Source organism: Stenotrophomonas sp. YJH_SMC_48-3, from assembly GCF_059369375.1.
In genome coordinates this window covers 165183-179466 of record NZ_JCAFSQ010000008.1, presented here as the reverse complement: position 1 = coordinate 179466, position 14284 = coordinate 165183, and the positions used below count along the sequence as shown (strand labels likewise).

The 14284-nt window shown below is 67.3% G+C and carries 15 protein-coding genes and 1 pseudogene; 6 read left to right on the top strand and 10 right to left on the bottom strand.

Annotated features, from left to right (window positions below):
• Positions 1-40: 40 nt before the first annotated feature.
• The 3 genes from AC5P65_RS14270 to AC5P65_RS14260 are packed head-to-tail and all read right to left on the bottom strand — an operon-like array spanning position 41 to position 2061.
• On the bottom strand, positions 41-991 hold the full coding sequence (locus AC5P65_RS14270; protein ID WP_021202595.1) for an aspartate carbamoyltransferase catalytic subunit: 951 nt from the start codon (positions 989-991) through the stop codon (positions 41-43).
• 16 nt (positions 992-1007) lie between these two features.
• Positions 1008-1502: a Holliday junction resolvase RuvX gene (gene ruvX / locus AC5P65_RS14265; protein ID WP_005415547.1), complete on the bottom strand. Its 495-nt coding sequence runs from the start codon at positions 1500-1502 to the stop codon at positions 1008-1010.
• Positions 1495-2061, bottom strand: a complete 567-nt coding sequence (locus AC5P65_RS14260; RefSeq protein WP_058979385.1) for a YqgE/AlgH family protein — start codon at positions 2059-2061, stop codon at positions 1495-1497. Before AC5P65_RS14260 ends, ruvX begins: the two co-directional genes overlap by 8 nt.
• A 91-nt stretch (positions 2062-2152) precedes the next feature.
• On the opposite strand from AC5P65_RS14260, the gene AC5P65_RS14255 reads away from it, so the two are divergent.
• Together AC5P65_RS14255 and AC5P65_RS14250 are read left to right on the top strand one after the other, a co-directional pair.
• Entirely contained in the window at positions 2153-3952 is a 1800-nt protein-coding gene (locus tag AC5P65_RS14255; protein WP_111098564.1) for a DUF4153 domain-containing protein, read from the top strand.
• Positions 3949-4494 (top strand): DNA-3-methyladenine glycosylase I, encoded by a 546-nt coding sequence (locus AC5P65_RS14250; protein WP_111103427.1) that lies wholly within the window; start codon positions 3949-3951, stop codon positions 4492-4494. Before AC5P65_RS14255 ends, AC5P65_RS14250 begins: the two co-directional genes overlap by 4 nt.
• Before the next feature lie 85 nt (positions 4495-4579).
• Here AC5P65_RS14250 and AC5P65_RS14245 read toward each other — a convergent pair whose 3' ends face one another.
• On the bottom strand, positions 4580-5287 hold the full coding sequence (locus AC5P65_RS14245) for a YitT family protein (protein WP_029379885.1): 708 nt from the start codon (positions 5285-5287) through the stop codon (positions 4580-4582).
• Positions 5288-5397: 110 nt separating this feature from the next.
• Positions 5398-5610, bottom strand: coding sequence for a DUF4287 domain-containing protein (locus AC5P65_RS14240; protein ID WP_111098566.1), 213 nt, complete (start codon positions 5608-5610; stop codon positions 5398-5400).
• Positions 5611-6094: 484 nt separating this feature from the next.
• On the opposite strand from AC5P65_RS14240, the gene AC5P65_RS14235 reads away from it, so the two are divergent.
• Positions 6095-6991, top strand: a complete 897-nt coding sequence (locus AC5P65_RS14235) for a LysR family transcriptional regulator (RefSeq protein ID WP_111098567.1) — start codon at positions 6095-6097, stop codon at positions 6989-6991.
• Between the two features lie 62 nt (positions 6992-7053).
• On the opposite strand, the gene AC5P65_RS14230 is transcribed toward AC5P65_RS14235, so the two are convergent.
• The 3 genes from AC5P65_RS14230 to AC5P65_RS14220 form a co-directional block, all read right to left on the bottom strand.
• Positions 7054-8037, bottom strand: a complete 984-nt coding sequence (locus AC5P65_RS14230) for an aldo/keto reductase (RefSeq protein WP_019659467.1) — start codon at positions 8035-8037, stop codon at positions 7054-7056.
• A gap of 194 nt (positions 8038-8231) precedes the next feature.
• Positions 8232-9374 carry a PilT/PilU family type 4a pilus ATPase gene (locus AC5P65_RS14225; protein ID WP_019659468.1) on the bottom strand — a complete coding sequence of 381 codons (1143 nt, stop codon included), beginning with the start codon at positions 9372-9374 and terminating at the stop codon, positions 8232-8234.
• Positions 9375-9473: 99 nt separating this feature from the next.
• Positions 9474-10511, bottom strand: a complete 1038-nt coding sequence (locus AC5P65_RS14220) for a type IV pilus twitching motility protein PilT (RefSeq protein WP_006422551.1) — start codon at positions 10509-10511, stop codon at positions 9474-9476.
• Positions 10512-10598: 87 nt separating this feature from the next.
• Between AC5P65_RS14220 and AC5P65_RS14215 the strand changes: the two genes are divergently transcribed.
• Positions 10599-11276, top strand: a complete 678-nt coding sequence (locus AC5P65_RS14215; RefSeq protein WP_111098568.1) for a YggS family pyridoxal phosphate-dependent enzyme — start codon at positions 10599-10601, stop codon at positions 11274-11276.
• A gap of 18 nt (positions 11277-11294) precedes the next feature.
• On the top strand, positions 11295-12116 hold the full coding sequence (gene proC / locus AC5P65_RS14210) for a pyrroline-5-carboxylate reductase (RefSeq protein ID WP_021202601.1): 822 nt from the start codon (positions 11295-11297) through the stop codon (positions 12114-12116).
• Between the two features lie 59 nt (positions 12117-12175).
• Here proC and AC5P65_RS14205 read toward each other — a convergent pair whose 3' ends face one another.
• Entirely contained in the window at positions 12176-13051 is an 876-nt protein-coding gene (locus AC5P65_RS14205; RefSeq protein ID WP_021202602.1) for a LysR family transcriptional regulator, read from the bottom strand.
• A 71-nt stretch (positions 13052-13122) separates the two neighbouring features.
• On the opposite strand from AC5P65_RS14205, the pseudogene AC5P65_RS14200 reads away from it, so the two are divergent.
• Positions 13123-13752: pseudogene (locus AC5P65_RS14200) on the top strand (short chain dehydrogenase); the annotation flags it as partial.
• Between the two features lie 84 nt (positions 13753-13836).
• Here the strand turns inward: AC5P65_RS14200 and soxR are convergent.
• On the bottom strand, positions 13837-14271 hold the full coding sequence (soxR, locus tag AC5P65_RS14195; RefSeq protein WP_111098569.1) for a redox-sensitive transcriptional activator SoxR: 435 nt from the start codon (positions 14269-14271) through the stop codon (positions 13837-13839).
• Between the last annotated feature and the right edge of the window lie 13 nt (positions 14272-14284).

The window sequence follows — 14284 nt, the reverse complement described above, 5'->3', positions numbered from 1 at the left end:
ATCAAGCGCGCCGACCAACGGTCGGCACCCACCAAAGTGGTCAGCCCAGCAGGGTTTCCAGCACGGCCATGCGCACGGCGACGCCATTGGCGACCTGGCGCAGCACCCACGACTGCGGGCCGTCGGCCACGTCATCGGTGACTTCCACGCCACGGTTGATCGGGCCCGGATGCAGCACCGCAGCGTCCTTGCCGGCACGGGCCAGGCGTTCGTTGGTCAGGCCGTACTGGGCGTGGTACTGCTCCAGCGACGGCACCAGGCCTTCTTCCATGCGCTCGCGCTGCAGGCGCAGCATCATCAGCGCGTCGGCGCCTTCCAGCATCGCATCGAAATCATCGCCGACCACGCAGCCCTTCAGGGTCTCGTCGTCCGGCAGCAGTGACTGCGGGCCGCACACGCGGATCTCGCCCACCCCCAGCGTGCGCAGCGCATGCAGGTCGGTGCGCGCCACGCGCGAGTGCTTCACGTCGCCGACGATCACCACCTTCAGCTTCGAGAAATCCGGGCCCTTGGCCTGGCGCAGGGTCAGCATGTCCAGCAGGCCCTGGGTCGGGTGCGCGCTGCGGCCGTCGCCGGCGTTGATCAGTGCGGTGCCCTCGCCCGCCGCCTCGGCCAGCGCGGCCACGGCGCCGTCATCGGGGTGACGCACCACGAAGCCGCGCACGCCCATTGCTTCCAGGTTGCGCAACGTGTCGCAGGCCGTTTCGCCCTTGCGCGTGGACGAGGTCGACGCGTCGAAGTTCAGCACATCGGCGCCCAGGCGCTGCGCGGCCAGCTGGAACGAGCTGCGGGTGCGCGTGGACGGTTCGAAGAACAGCGTGCATACCGCAGAACCGGCCAGCACGTGGCGCTTGTTGCCGACACGGCCGACTGCGGCGTCACGGATCTGCCCTGCCCGGTCCAGCAACTGCAGCAGTGTTTCGCGCGGCAGGCCCTCCAGGGTCAGCAGGTGGCGCAGGCGTCCGGAGGCATCGATTTGCTGGGCAGTCATGGCGGGAGTCGTGCAGTCAGGGAATGGGGGTGGCGTCGTCGGGGGACGACAGCCAGCGGTCGATGATCACCGCCGCGGCCACAGCATCGAGGGCGGCCGCATCGCGGCGGCGCTTGCGTCCTTCGGCGCGCTCGACGGCGAAGCGGCGTGCGGCCTCGACCGAGCTGGAACGCTCGTCGATCATCACCACGGGCAGCTTGAAACGTTCCCGCAGCTGGCGGGCGAAGCCCTGCGCGCGCTTGCGGTTGGGCTGGTCCTGGCCGTCCAGCGTAAGCGGATCGCCGACCACCAGGCCGTCGGGCTTCCATTCCTTGAGCAGGCGCTCGATCGCGGTCCAGTCCGGGCCGTTGCCGTGCACATCGACCACGGCCACCGCGCGCGCATGGGCGGCGAAAGCACTGCCGATGGCCACGCCGATGCGTCGCGAGCCAACATCGAAACCCAGAACGGTGCCGTCACGGCGGATCGCCGGGGCAGCAGGAACCGGTGCGGGCGCGGCCGGCTCAGACATGGCCGCTGTAGTCGGTCAGCCGGAACAGGTCCACGCCGATGCGGGAAGCCGCCCCCTGCCAGCGCTGCTCCAGCGGCAGCTGGAACACCAGCTCGGCATCGGCCGGCACTGTCAGCCAGCTGTTCTCGGACAGCTCGCTTTCCAGCTGCCCTGCGCCCCAACCGGCACAGCCGAGGGTGACCACCGCATTGGCCGGGCCTTCGCCACGCGCCATCGCTTCGAGGATGTCGCGCGAGGTGGTCAGGTACAGGCCGTCGCCCACGGTCAGGCTGGAATCCCATGCGCGCGCGTCGTCGTGGATGACGAAGCCGCGTTCGGGATGCACCGGACCGCCATTGAGCACCATGCGCGCCTGCAGCTCGCCATCACCGGTGGTGATGTCCATCTGCGCAAGCACTTCACCCAGCGTGTATTCGGAAGGCTGGTTGACCAGTACGCCCATCGCCCCGTTCTCGTCGTGCTGGCAGATCAGCGCGACGCTGCGGGCAAAGGTCGCGTCGAGCAGCGACGGCAGCGCGACGAGCAGGTGATCGGCAAGGGAGGTCGGCATTACAGGCATGGGTCCATTCTACCTGCTGGGGGCGGGATGGTCGCGCGATGGCGCCGAACCGCGATGGGCTAGGATGGTGCTTTGCCATGGAAGGTCATCGATGCAGTCTTCATCGCCCCTGACCCTGCCGGCACGCAGCGCCATCGTCCTGATCGCCCTGCTGCAGGGTCTGATGCTGTATGCCGCGCAGGAATTGTCCGATGCGTGGCCGTTCCGCGATATCGGCTGGCGCTACTGCTGGTACGCCTGGGTGCTGGCCATTCCCAGCGCGGTGGCGCTGAGCCTGGTCGAGCTGGGCCAACGCCGCCTGTGGCTGCAGGCGGCGCTCGGCTCGGTGGTGGTGCTGGCACTGGCCGCCTGGATCGGCTGGAACCTCAATGGCGAGGCCGCACTGGAATCGGGCGCGCTGCAGTTTCCGTTGACCCTGGGCATGGGCGTGGCGGTGTTCGTGGCCCTGCCCTGGTGGCAGTTCCAGCTGCAGCACGGTCAGTGGCGCGCCAGCTACCCCGAGCTGTTCGAGCGCGCCTGGCAGAACGGCTTGACCCTGGCCCTGGCGGCGCTGTTCACCGGGCTGACCTGGCTGCTGCTGTGGCTGTGGGCGGCGCTGTTCCAGCTGCTGGAGGTCACCTTCTTCCGCGATCTGTTCCGCCAAGATGCTTTCATCGCACTGGCCACCGGCAGCCTGGCCGGGTTTGGCGTGCTGATCGGGCGCACCCAGCATCGGGCGATCCAGATCACCCGCCAGGTGCTGTTCGCGATCTGCCGCGGGCTGCTGCCACCGCTCTCGTTCATCGCCGTGTTGTTCGTGCTGAGCCTGCCGCTTGCCGGGCTGGAACCACTGTGGAAGACCCGTTCGGCCGCCAGCCTGCTGGTGGTGGTGTCACTGCTGCTGGTGACGTTCACCAATGCGGTCTACCAGCAGGGGGAAGACTCCGCGCCGTACCCTCTCGTGCTGCGCCGTCTGGTCGAGGCCAGCCTGCTGGCGCTGCCGGTCTACGCCGCGCTGGCGCTGTATGCGCTGGGCCTGCGCGTGGTGCAGTACGGGTGGACAGTGGACCGGTTCTGGGCACTGCTGATCGCGCTGGCCGTGGCCGGCTATGCCCTGGGCTATGCGCTGGCGGTACTGCGTCGCCAGGGCCGCTGGCTGCAGGCGCTGGAACCGGTCAACCGCTGGATGTGCTGGGTGGTGCTCGCACTGGCCCTGCTGGGCAACTCGCCCCTGCTGGACCCGGTGCGGCTGACCCTGTCCAGCCAGCTGGAGCGCCTGCGCGCGGACCCGCCGGCGATCACCAGCAGTGACGTCAACGTGCTGCGCTTCGATCTTGGCCGCCGTGGCGTGCAGGCGCTGCGCGAGTTGCAGCGTGATCCGGCCATCATCGCCGATGCCAACGCGCCACAGGTGGTCGCGGCAGCACTGGCGCGTACCTCCCGCTGGGACGACGGCCACCGCCTCGACAAGGGGCCGCAGGACGTCGCCGCCCTGCGGCGCGCACTGAAGCTGGCCGCCGGATCCAGTTCGCCACCGGACGACTGGTGGAAAGCTCTGGCCACCCGATCGATCAATGGCGAATCCTGCGCACAGAGCGAGCGCGACTGCCTGATCGTGCATCGCGACCTGGACGGTGATGGTACCGGCGAAGTGCTGCTGTGCGAGCTGTACACCCACCGTGGACCGGACTGCGTGCTGTACGCACGTGGCAGCGATTCCCAGTGGCGCCGGGCCGGTGCGCTGTTCGGCACCGTCAGCGGGCCGGCCGAGGCGATCAACCAGGCCCTGCGTAACGGCAAACTCACGCTCGTGCCACCGCGCTGGCCGATGCTGTCCATCGGCGGGCACCCTGCAGTGGCCATCGATCCCGAACCCGAATCCGAATCCGAATCCAACGAGCCTTCCCCATGAGCGGTTACTGCCTGATTGCCCCCGGCCATCCGGTGCACGACTACTACCACGCCAACGAGTACGGCTTCCCGCAGCGGGACGAGCGTGAACTGTTCGAGCGATTGGTACTGGAAATCAACCAGGCCGGTTTGAGCTGGGAAACGATCCTGAAGAAGCGCGAGGGCTTCCGCGCAGCCTATGACGGCTTCGATGTGGACCGCGTGGCGGCCTACGCCGAGCAGGACATCGCGCGCCTGCTGTCGGACCCGGGCATCATCCGCAACCGCCTGAAGGTGCTGGCGGCGATCCACAACGCGCAGGTGATCCAGCAGCTGCGGGCCAGCCATGGCAGCTTCGCGGCGTGGCTGGATGCGCACCACCCGCGCAGCAAGGCCGACTGGGTGAAGCTGTTCAAGAAGACGTTCCGCTTCACCGGCGGCGAGATCACCGGCGAATTCCTGATGAGCGTGGGCTACCTGCCCGGTGCGCACGCCGAGGATTGCCCGGTGCATGCGCGGCTGCTGATGCTGTCACCGCCGTGGCTGCAGGCCGCCGTACGTTGAAGGACGGCCGCCGGGCATGGCCCGGCGCTACCGGAACCGCCACGTAGTAGCGCCGGGCCATGCCCGGCGAACGCGGAGAGCGCGATCACACACCCATGTAGCGGCCAGGGCGGTGGTTGAACATCAGCACAAGGCTGAGCACCACCGCGCCGATGGCCGAGTACAGCACCTTGGAAGGCGACAGCACGAAGAACGCGGCCACCATCAGGCAGGCGTCGTAGGACATCTGCACCTTGCCCGCGCTCCAGCCACGGGTGCGCTGCAGGTACACCGCCAGGATGCCGATACCGCCGAGGCTGGCACGGTGCCGGATGAAGAACAGGATGCCCAGGCCGGACAATGCGCCACCGACGATCGCCGAATACAGCGGGTGGATGTGCGAGAAGTCGATCCAGCGCGGCAGCAGGTCGGTCAGCACGCCACAGGCGGTGACCGCGGCGAAGGTCTTCAGGGTGAATTCCCAGCCCATGCGCCGCACCGCCACCCAGTAGAACGGCAGATTGACCAGCACGAACACCACGCCGAAGTTCCAGTCCAGCGCGTAATGCAGCAGGAACGCCATGCCTGCCATGCCGCCGATCATCAGTCCACTCTTGGCGAAGATGGCCAGGCCCAGCGAGGCCACCATCGTGGCCAGCACCATGCCCTGCACGTCCTCGGCGATCGAGTGACGCAGCGCTTTTTCGTCGGCGGTGGTACCGGCGCTGTCGGGCGGCGGGGTCAGCGGACCGGCGGTGACCAGGTGGCCGTCAGCGTCGTCGCACGGCGCGGGGCCATGGGAGGGAAGGGACATACGGGTGGGGAACAGCAGGTGGGGAGCGGTATTAGACACGATCTGCATGACAGTTGCAGATGAAATCGTTCAGCTGAATGCGCCCCGCCCTGCCCCGGGCCCGCCGCTGCTCAGCCCTTGCCGGCCAGATGGTGCGCCACCAGCGCGTTGGCATGGCCATGGCCCAGCCCATGCTCACTTTTCAGGAAGCTGACCAGTTCCATGTGTTTCAGGCCCTTCTTCCCTGCCAGCAGCCCGAGCCACTGGGCGACCGGCTGCCCATAGGTCTTCTCGATGGAGGGGAAGTACGAGGCCGGGCCCTTGGGCTTGGTGTCAGTGCTCATGTGCAGCTCCCGTTGAAGTCATTCATTCGACGAACCACAGACGCAGAAATCGACATACCCACACGTCCGACCCAGTGCCGACCAACGGTCGGCACCCACCAAAGCAGAATGCCGTTCCAACAGCTCGCGGGAAATTGTCGAAGGCGGGGTGGCTCAGGTTGCGGGGGCGTGAGCGCCATGGTCCCGAGGCATGCCTCGGACGGGTTGGGCAGGACGCCCAACCCCGGTCTTGCCGTGTGCGCAGGACAGCGCACACGAGCAAGCGCGACCGAGGCTACATGGGTGAGGGCGCTTTGCTTGCGAAGCACTGCTTCGCAAGCGCCCGAACGCACAGCCGCCAGCGGCTGGGCCGGGCCCCGGAGGGGGACTTGCGCCGTCCCCTGCAACCTGAGCCACCCCGCCTCCCACGGGAAGCCAGCTTTTGACGTTGCCGTTGACGTTGATTCGGCAGCTGCCGGGCGCAGCGCGGCCGTATCATCCTCTCATGCCCCGCGAAAACCTCAACGACCTGCAGGCCTTCGTCCACGTTGCCCGCGAGGGCAGCTTCACCAAGGCTGCCGCCCAGCTGGGCGTGTCCCAGTCCGCGCTCAGCCATGCCATGCGCGGACTGGAGCAGCGCCTGGGCGTGCGCCTGCTGACCCGCACCACCCGCAGCGTGTCCACCACCGAAGCCGGCGCCCGCCTGCTGGAAACGCTGGCCCCGCGCCTGGCCGAGATCGAGGATGGGCTGGCCGCGCTGGCCGAGTACCGTGAACGCCCGGCCGGCACCATCCGCATCAATGCCACCGGCCACGCCGCCGAGTACATCGCCTGGCCCAGGCTGGCGCCGCTGCTGCAGCAGTATCCGGACTTGAAGGTGGAACTGGCGGCCGACTACGGGTTGGCCGACATCGTGGCCGAGCGCTACGACATCGGCATCCGCCTGGGCGAGCGGCTGGCGCGCGACATGATCGCCGTACCGATCAGCCCGCCGCTGCGCATGCGCGTGGTCGGGGCGCCCAGCTACTTCCGCCAGCACCTGGTGCCGCGGCACCCGGACGACCTGGCCGGGCACAACTGCGTCACCCTGCGCCTGCCCACGCATGGCGGGCTGATGCCGTGGGATTTCGGCCAGGACGGCAATGAACTGAGCGTGCGTGTGAGCGGCCAGTGGATCTTCAACAGCATGGGCATGACCCGCGCCGCCGCACTGGCAGGCAGCGGGTTGGCCTGGCTGCCGGAGGACCAGGTACAGCCGATGCTGGACGACGGCCGCCTGCTTTCGGTGCTGGACGACTGGTGCCCGCACTTCGATGGCTATTACGCGTACTACCCCTCGCGCCGCCACGTGACCGTGGCGATGCGGACGGTGCTTGATGCGCTGCGTGGGCCGATGGGGTGAGGATCAAGGAGTGCGGACCAACGGTCCGCCCCCACCACCAACGGTCCGCACCCAGCTGTTGATCAGCCCTTGGCCTGGGCGGCGCGCTGCGCGTTGTAGCGCTCGCCGACGATCGACACTTCGTCCAGCGCCTGTGCGATGCGTTGCAGCTCCTCCGGTGCCAGCTGCAGGTCGGCCGCGCCCAGGTTTTCCTCCAGACGATGGACCTTGGTGGTGCCTGGGATCGGCACGATCCACGGCGCCTGTGCCAGCAGCCAGGCCAGCGCCACCTGCGCCGGGGTCGCACCCCGCGCCGCCGCGATCGTGCTGATGCGATCCACCAGCGCCTGGTTGGCGCGACGCGCTTCCACTTCGAAACGCGGCACGCTGTTACGGAAATCGTTGGCGTCGAAGGTGGTGTCGGCGTTGATCGCACCGGTCAGGAAGCCGCGGCCCAGCGGGCTGAACGGCACGAAGCCGATGCCCAGCTCCTGCAGCGTCGGCAGCAGTTCACGCTCCGGTTCGCGCCACCACAGCGAGTACTCGCTCTGCACCGCAGCCACCGGCTGCACCGCATGCGCGCGACGCACGGTGGCAGCACTGGCCTCGGACAGGCCGAAGTGGCCGACCTTGCCCTCGGCGATCAGGTCGCGCACGGTACCGGCCACGTCCTCGATCGGCACGTTCGGGTCGACGCGGTGCTGGTAGAACAGGTCGATATGGTCGGTACGCAGGCGCTTGAGGCTGGCTTCGGCCACGGCACGGATGTTCTCCGGGCGGCTGTCCAGGCCGGCATCGGTGCGCGCGTCCCTGAAACCAAACTTCGTGGCGATCACCAGCCTGTCGCGGTAGGGTGCCAGGGCCTGGCCGAGCAGGTCTTCGTTGGTGTACGGGCCGTACACTTCGGCGGTATCGAAGAAGGTCACGCCGCGCTCGACGGCAGCGTGCAGCAGGGCGATGCCCTGGCTCGGTTCGACCGGCTGGCCGTAGGCATGGGTCAGGCCCATGCAACCCAGGCCCAGAGCGGAAACCTTCAGGCCGCTGCGGCCGAGTTCACGTGTCTGCATCGTCGTACTCCAGAGGGGGAGTGCTGACGATACGCCTGCAGCGGCGATGGATTGAGCCGGTTGGACGACAGTCGGTCATGACTGGAATTCATCAATCGCCTGCGCGCCCAGTAGAGTCGACGGGTAGAGTCGACGGGTAGAGTCGACTGTTAGTCGACTGCGCTTCCTGACAGTCGACTCCACACATCGCCAGGTCACCGGATCTCGGAGATCTCCACCCCATCCAGGCCCTGCGACAGCGTGCGCGCGTCGCCGCCCTGGCTGAGCTTGATGCGCAGGCGCACTTCGTTCTGCGAGTCGGCGTAGCGCAGTGCGTCCTCGTAGCTGATCTCGCCGGCCTGGTACAGCTCGAACAGGCTCTGGTCGAAGGTCTTCATGCCCAGCTGAACCGAGTCCTTCATCACTTCCTTCAGCTTGTGGATCTCGCCGTCGCGGATGTAGTCCTGCACCAGCGGCGTGCCCAGCAGGATCTCCATCGCCACCTTGCGCGAGCGGCCGTCGGGCGACGGCACCAGCTGCTGCGCGACCACGCCCTTGAGGTTCAGCGACAGGTCCATCAGCAGCTGGTTGCGGCGGTCTTCCGGGAAGAAGTTGATGATGCGATCCATCGCCTGGTTGGCATTGTTGGCATGCAGCGTGGCTAGCACCAGGTGGCCGGTTTCGGCGAACGCGATGGCGTGGTCCATGCCTTCGCGGGTACGCACCTCGCCGATCATGATCACGTCCGGCGCCTGGCGCAGGGTGTTCTTCAGGGCCGCTTCCCAGCTGTCGGTATCGATGCCGACCTCGCGCTGGGTGATGATGCAGCCCTCGTGCTTGTGCACGAACTCGATCGGATCTTCGATGGTGATGATGTGGCCGGTCGAGTTCTGGTTGCGGTAGCCGATCATCGCCGCCAGCGATGTCGATTTGCCGGTACCGGTGGCACCAACGAACAGGATGATGCCGCGCTTGGTCATCGCCAGCGTCTTGATGATCGGCGGCAGGCTCAGCTCTTCCACGGTCGGAATGCGCGTCTCGATGCGACGCAGCACCATGCCCACCTGGTTGCGCTGGTAGAAGCAGCTGACGCGGAAGCGGCCGACACCGGACAGGCCGATGGCGAAGTTGCATTCATGCGTCTTCTCGAACTCCTCGCGCTGCGCAGGGGTCATCACGTTGAGCACCAGGTCGCGGCTCTGCTGCGGCGTGAGCGGAGTCTGCGTGATCGGCGAGATCTTGCCGTTGACCTTCATCGCCGGCGGCATGCCCGCAGTGATGAACAGGTCCGAGGCGCGCTGGTGCGCCATCAGCTTGAGGAACGAAGTGAAATCGATGGTGGTCGCGGTGGTGTTCACGGCAGGCTCCCGGAAAAGCGGTTTACCAGGTAACGGTCGGTGGAGGAAACAACACGGAGCGGCGGCGCCATTGCACGCGCCGCCCGTGGCTGCCCTGCCTTACTCGAACAGGCGCTTGTCCTTGGCGTAGTCGCGGGCCTGGTTGCGGGTGATCAGGCTGCGCTTGACCAGGTCCTGCAGGTGCTGGTCCAGGGTCATCATGCCGTACTGCTGGCCGGTCTGGATGGCCGAGTACATCTGCGCCACCTTGTCCTCGCGGATCAGGTTGCGGATGGCCGGCGTGCCGACCATGATTTCCCACGCTGCGGTGCGGCCACCGCCGACCTTCTTCAGCAGCGCCTGCGAGATCACCGCACGCAGCGACTCGGACAGCATCGAGCGCACCATCGGCTTTTCGCCGGCCGGGAACACGTCGATGATGCGGTCGATGGTCTTGGCCGCCGAGCTGGTGTGCAGGGTGCCGAACACCAGGTGGCCGGTCTCCGCAGCGGTCAGTGCCAGGCGGATGGTTTCCAGGTCGCGGAGTTCGCCGACCAGGATGATGTCCGGGTCCTCGCGCAGTGCCGAGCGCAACGCTTCATTGAAGCCATGCGTGTCGCGGTGCACTTCGCGCTGGTTGATCAGGCACTTCTGCGAGGTGTGCACGAATTCGATCGGATCCTCGACGGTGAGGATGTGGCCGTATTCGTTCTTGTTGATGTAGTCGATCATCGCCGCCAGCGTGGTCGACTTGCCCGAGCCGGTCGGGCCGGTCACCAGGATCAGGCCCTGCGGCTGCTGGATCACTTCACGGAACAGCGGCGGGCAGGCCAGGTCCTCGAGGGTGAGCACCTCGGACGGAATGGTACGGAACACCGCACCGGCACCGCGGTTCTGGTTGAACGCGTTCACACGGAAGCGCGCCAGCGACGGGATCTCGAAGGAGAAGTCCACTTCGAGGAATTCCTCGTAATCGCGGCGCTGCTTGTCGGACATGATGTCGTACACCAGCGCGTGGACCTGCTTGTGGTCCAGGGCCGGGATGTTGATCCGGCGAACATCGCCGTCCACGCGGATCATCGGCGGCAGGCCTGCAGACAGGTGCAGGTCGGACGCTTTGTTCTTTACGGAAAACGCCAGCAGTTCGGCGATATCCATGAGCGGCTACTCCCCAATAACGGCTTCGACTGGAAGGATCTTTCCCCGGGCGGCAGTATAGCCTCCTGATTCAATGGAACGCGTTACGTGGCCACTCCCCTGCCCCAGATCCTGAGCAACCTGCATGCCGCCGCCGAGGCGGCCGGCCGGCCCGATCCGCGCCTGCTGGCCGTGTCCAAGACCCAACCGGCCGAGGCCGTGGCTGCGCTGGCCGCACAGGGCCAGCAGGCCTTCGGCGAAAACTATGTGCAGGAAGCGCTGGCCAAGATGCAGGCGCTGCAGCACCTGGCGCTGGAGTGGCACCTGATCGGCCACCTGCAGTCGAACAAGGCCGATGCCGTGGCCACCCACTTCGACTGGGTGCAGAGCGTGGACCGGCCCAAGCTGGTAACGGCGCTGGCGCGCCATCGCCCGGCCGCATGCGGCCCGCTGAATGTGCTGATCCAGGTCAACATCGACGATGAATCCAGCAAGCACGGCTGTGCACCGGAGGAAGTGGACGCACTCGCCGCCGCAATTGCCGCCGAACCCACCCTGCGCCTGCGCGGACTGATGGCGATTCCCGCGCCGTGGCCCGAGGCCGAGCGCCGTCGGGATGCATTCGTGCGCATGCGCACACTTTTCGAGTCGCTGGCTGCCCAGCACGTGCAGATCGACACGCTGTCGATGGGCATGAGCAGCGACTACGCCGAAGCCATCGCCGAGGGCGCCACCCTGGTTCGCATCGGTACCGCCCTGTTCGGCGCGCGCCCGCGCCCAGCCTGACTTTCCAAGGAGCTTTCCATGGCAGCTGATTCCATCACTTTCATCGGCGGCGGCAACATGGCGCGCAGCCTGATCGCCGGCCTGATCCGTCAGGGCACACCCGCCGCGCACATCCACGTCGCCGAACCGGTGGCCGCACTGCGCCAGGCGCTGGCCGCCGACTTCGGTGTGCAGGTGCATGACAACGCGATTGATGCCGCTGCGCAGGGCAGCACCTGGCTGCTGGCGGTGAAGCCGCAGGTGCTGCGTGAGGTCTGCCAGTCGCTGCAGACGCTGGCCCAGGCAAACCAGCCGTTGGTGGTGTCGATTGCCGCCGGCATCACCAGTGCGCAGCTGCAGCGCTGGCTGGGAGGCGACCAGGCAGTGGTGCGCGCGATGCCGAACACCCCTGCCCTGCTCGGCGCAGGTGTGACCGGCCTGTTCGCCACACCGTCGGTGGACACGCAGCAGCACGCACAGGCCGAGAAGGTGCTGGCCAGCGCAGGCCGCACCGTCTGGATCGACAGCGAGGCGCTGATGGATTCAGTGACTGCCGTATCCGGCAGTGGCCCGGCCTATGTGTTCCTGCTGGCCGAAGCGATGGAAGCGGCGGGTATTGCCCAGGGCCTGCCAGCCGACGCCGCGCGCACGCTGGTGGTGCAGACCCTGCTGGGTGCCTCGCGCATGCTTGATGAAGCCGGTGAGAGCCCGGCCGAGCTTCGCCGCCGCGTGACCTCGCCGAACGGAACCACCCAGGCCGCGATCGAGAGCTTCCAGGCCGGTGGCTTCGAGGCGCTGGTGGACACCGCACTGCGCGCCGCGCAGGTGCGTGGGCAGGAACTGTCTGCGGCGAATGATTGATCCCGATGCGTGCCGACCAACTGTCGGCACCCACCGTCATCCACGTCTGGCGTGGATGCTCATTGCCCCAACGTGGTCATGACGAAATCGACGAAGCACTGCAACCGCGGGCGCGGCCTGCGGTCGGGCAGGTAGATCAGGTGCATCGGCCGTGGTTCAGGCAGATAGTCGCGCAGCAGCGGCTTCAACCGCCCTGCCGCGATCTCGCCGGCCAGCAATGCGGTCGGCTGCAGCACCAGCCCCGCGCCGGCGACCGCCGCTTCGCGCAACGCAAACCCATCATTGCAGGTCAGACGCGCCTCCCAATCCACCTGTTCGCCATTGGCCAACTGCCAGCCGTGGCCACCGCGCCAGGCCAGATGGCTCAGGCAGTCATGCCCTGCCAGATCGGCGGGCGTACGCGGCGTGCCGCGCCGGCGCAGGTAAGACGGCGCCGCGCACAGGCTCATCGCATACGGCGGCAGCGGCCGCGCCACCACCTCCTGCGATGGCAACGGCCCGACCCGGATCGCCACGTCGAAGCCGTCCTCGATCAGATCCACACGGCGGTTGCTCAGGTCCAGTTCGATGTTCAACTGCGGCTGCGCGCGCAGCAGGCCGGCCAGTTGTGGCGCCAGCACGCAGCTGCCCCAGGTGGTCGGCGCACTGACCCGCAGCAGGCCACGTGGCTGTACCTGCAGACCGGCCACATCGGCCTCGGCCTGCTGCACCTGCTCCAGCACCTGCCGGCATCCGGCCAGATAGGCGCTGCCGGCTTCGGTCAGGCGCTGGCGGCGGGTGTTCCGTTGCAGCAGCGCGGTGCCCAGATGCGCCTCCAGCTGCTGGATGTACTTGCCGACCATCACCGCCGACACCTGCAGCTGTTCGGCGGCCCCGGCAAAGCTGCCGCGCTCGGCCACGGCGACGAAGGCCTGCATGCAGCGAAGGGTATCCATTGCTAATCCAGAGTTAGGAATCTGCGAATCATACGCCGCTTACCTAACCCCAATATGACGGCGCAGACTGCGCTCACACCCTCACGCAAGGAACCGCCATGAAGATCCTCCTCGTCGGTGCCAGCGGCACCCTCGGCCAGGCAGTCGCCCGTCAGCTCGGCCAACAGCATCAGATTCTCGCCGCCGGCCGCAGCAGCGGCGAACTGCGCGTGGACCTGACCGATGACGCCAGCGTCGCCGAACTGTTCTCGCGTACCGGCGCAGTCGATGCGGTGATCTCCACCGCCGGCTCGGTGCATTTCGGACCGCTGCAGGAGATGACGCCCGAGCAGTTCACTATCGGCCTGCAGGACAAGCTGCTGGGACAGGTGCGGCTGGCACTGGCCGCGCAGCACCACCTCAATGCCGGTGGCTCGATCACCCTGACCAGCGGCATCATCAGCGCGCAGCCGATCCGCGACGGCGTCAACGCCACCGCAGTGAATGCCGCACTGGAAGGCTTCGTGCGCGCCGCCGCACTGGAGCTGCTGCCGCGCGGCCTGCGCATCAACGTGGTCAGCCCGAACGTGCTGATCGAATCGATGGCGGCCTACGGCCCCTACTTCCCGGGCTTCGAAGCGGTAAGCGCACAACGCGCCGCACTGGCCTTCCAGCGTGCAGTGGAAGGCATCCAGAGCGGCGAGACGATCACGGTCTGGTAAGAAAAAGGGGACGGAGGGGATTAAGTCGTTTTCGTCCGCCGGGCATGGCCCGGCGCTACCGGGAGCGCGTTCCCTTTTTGTCGCTCACTCCCAGCGCATCGGGCCGTCGCCGCGTTCGCCGAGGACGTCGCCGGGGTTGGCCAGGCGGCAATGCTGCAGTGACAGGCAGCCACAGCCGATGCAGCCGGTCAGTTCATCGCGCAGCAGCTGCAGCATGTGGATTCGCACTTCCAGCTCGGTGCGCCAGCGCGCGGACAACCTGGCCCAATCCGCCTTGGTTGGTGCGCGGCCGTCAGGCAGGCTTTCGAAGGCACGGCCGACTGCTTCCAGCGGCATGCCCACCCGCTGCGCCACGCGGATCACCGCCAATCGGCGCAGCACGTCGCGGCTGTAACGGCGTTGGTTGCCCGAGGTGCGCAGGCTGCTGATCAGCCCCTTGCGCTCGTAGAAATGCAGTGCGGAAACGGCCACGCCACTGCGCTGGGAGACCTCGCCAACGCTGAGTTCCTGGGATGCCATTGCTTGACCTCAA

Bases quoted from the DNA above. Each gene is read 5' to 3' on its own strand.
- AC5P65_RS14235 (WP_111098567.1), top strand. From the start codon at position 6,095: ATGCCCCGCGAAAACCTCAACGACCTGCAGGCCTTCGTCCACGTTGCC.
- AC5P65_RS14255 (WP_111098564.1), top strand. From the start codon at position 2,153: ATGCAGTCTTCATCGCCCCTGACCCTGCCGGCACGCAGCGCCATCGTC.
- AC5P65_RS14230 (WP_019659467.1), bottom strand. From the start codon at position 8,037: ATGCAGACACGTGAACTCGGCCGCAGCGGCCTGAAGGTTTCCGCTCTG.
- AC5P65_RS14240 (WP_111098566.1), bottom strand. From the start codon at position 5,610: ATGAGCACTGACACCAAGCCCAAGGGCCCGGCCTCGTACTTCCCCTCC.
- proC (WP_021202601.1), top strand. From the start codon at position 11,295: ATGGCAGCTGATTCCATCACTTTCATCGGCGGCGGCAACATGGCGCGC.
- AC5P65_RS14220 (WP_006422551.1), bottom strand. From the start codon at position 10,511: ATGGATATCGCCGAACTGCTGGCGTTTTCCGTAAAGAACAAAGCGTCC.
- AC5P65_RS14270 (WP_021202595.1), bottom strand. From the start codon at position 991: ATGACTGCCCAGCAAATCGATGCCTCCGGACGCCTGCGCCACCTGCTG.
- AC5P65_RS14245 (WP_029379885.1), bottom strand. From the start codon at position 5,287: ATGTCCCTTCCCTCCCATGGCCCCGCGCCGTGCGACGACGCTGACGGC.
- soxR (WP_111098569.1), bottom strand. From the start codon at position 14,271: ATGGCATCCCAGGAACTCAGCGTTGGCGAGGTCTCCCAGCGCAGTGGC.
- AC5P65_RS14260 (WP_058979385.1), bottom strand. From the start codon at position 2,061: ATGCCTGTAATGCCGACCTCCCTTGCCGATCACCTGCTCGTCGCGCTG.
- AC5P65_RS14250 (WP_111103427.1), top strand. From the start codon at position 3,949: ATGAGCGGTTACTGCCTGATTGCCCCCGGCCATCCGGTGCACGACTAC.
- ruvX (WP_005415547.1), bottom strand. From the start codon at position 1,502: ATGTCTGAGCCGGCCGCGCCCGCACCGGTTCCTGCTGCCCCGGCGATC.
- AC5P65_RS14205 (WP_021202602.1), bottom strand. From the start codon at position 13,051: ATGGATACCCTTCGCTGCATGCAGGCCTTCGTCGCCGTGGCCGAGCGC.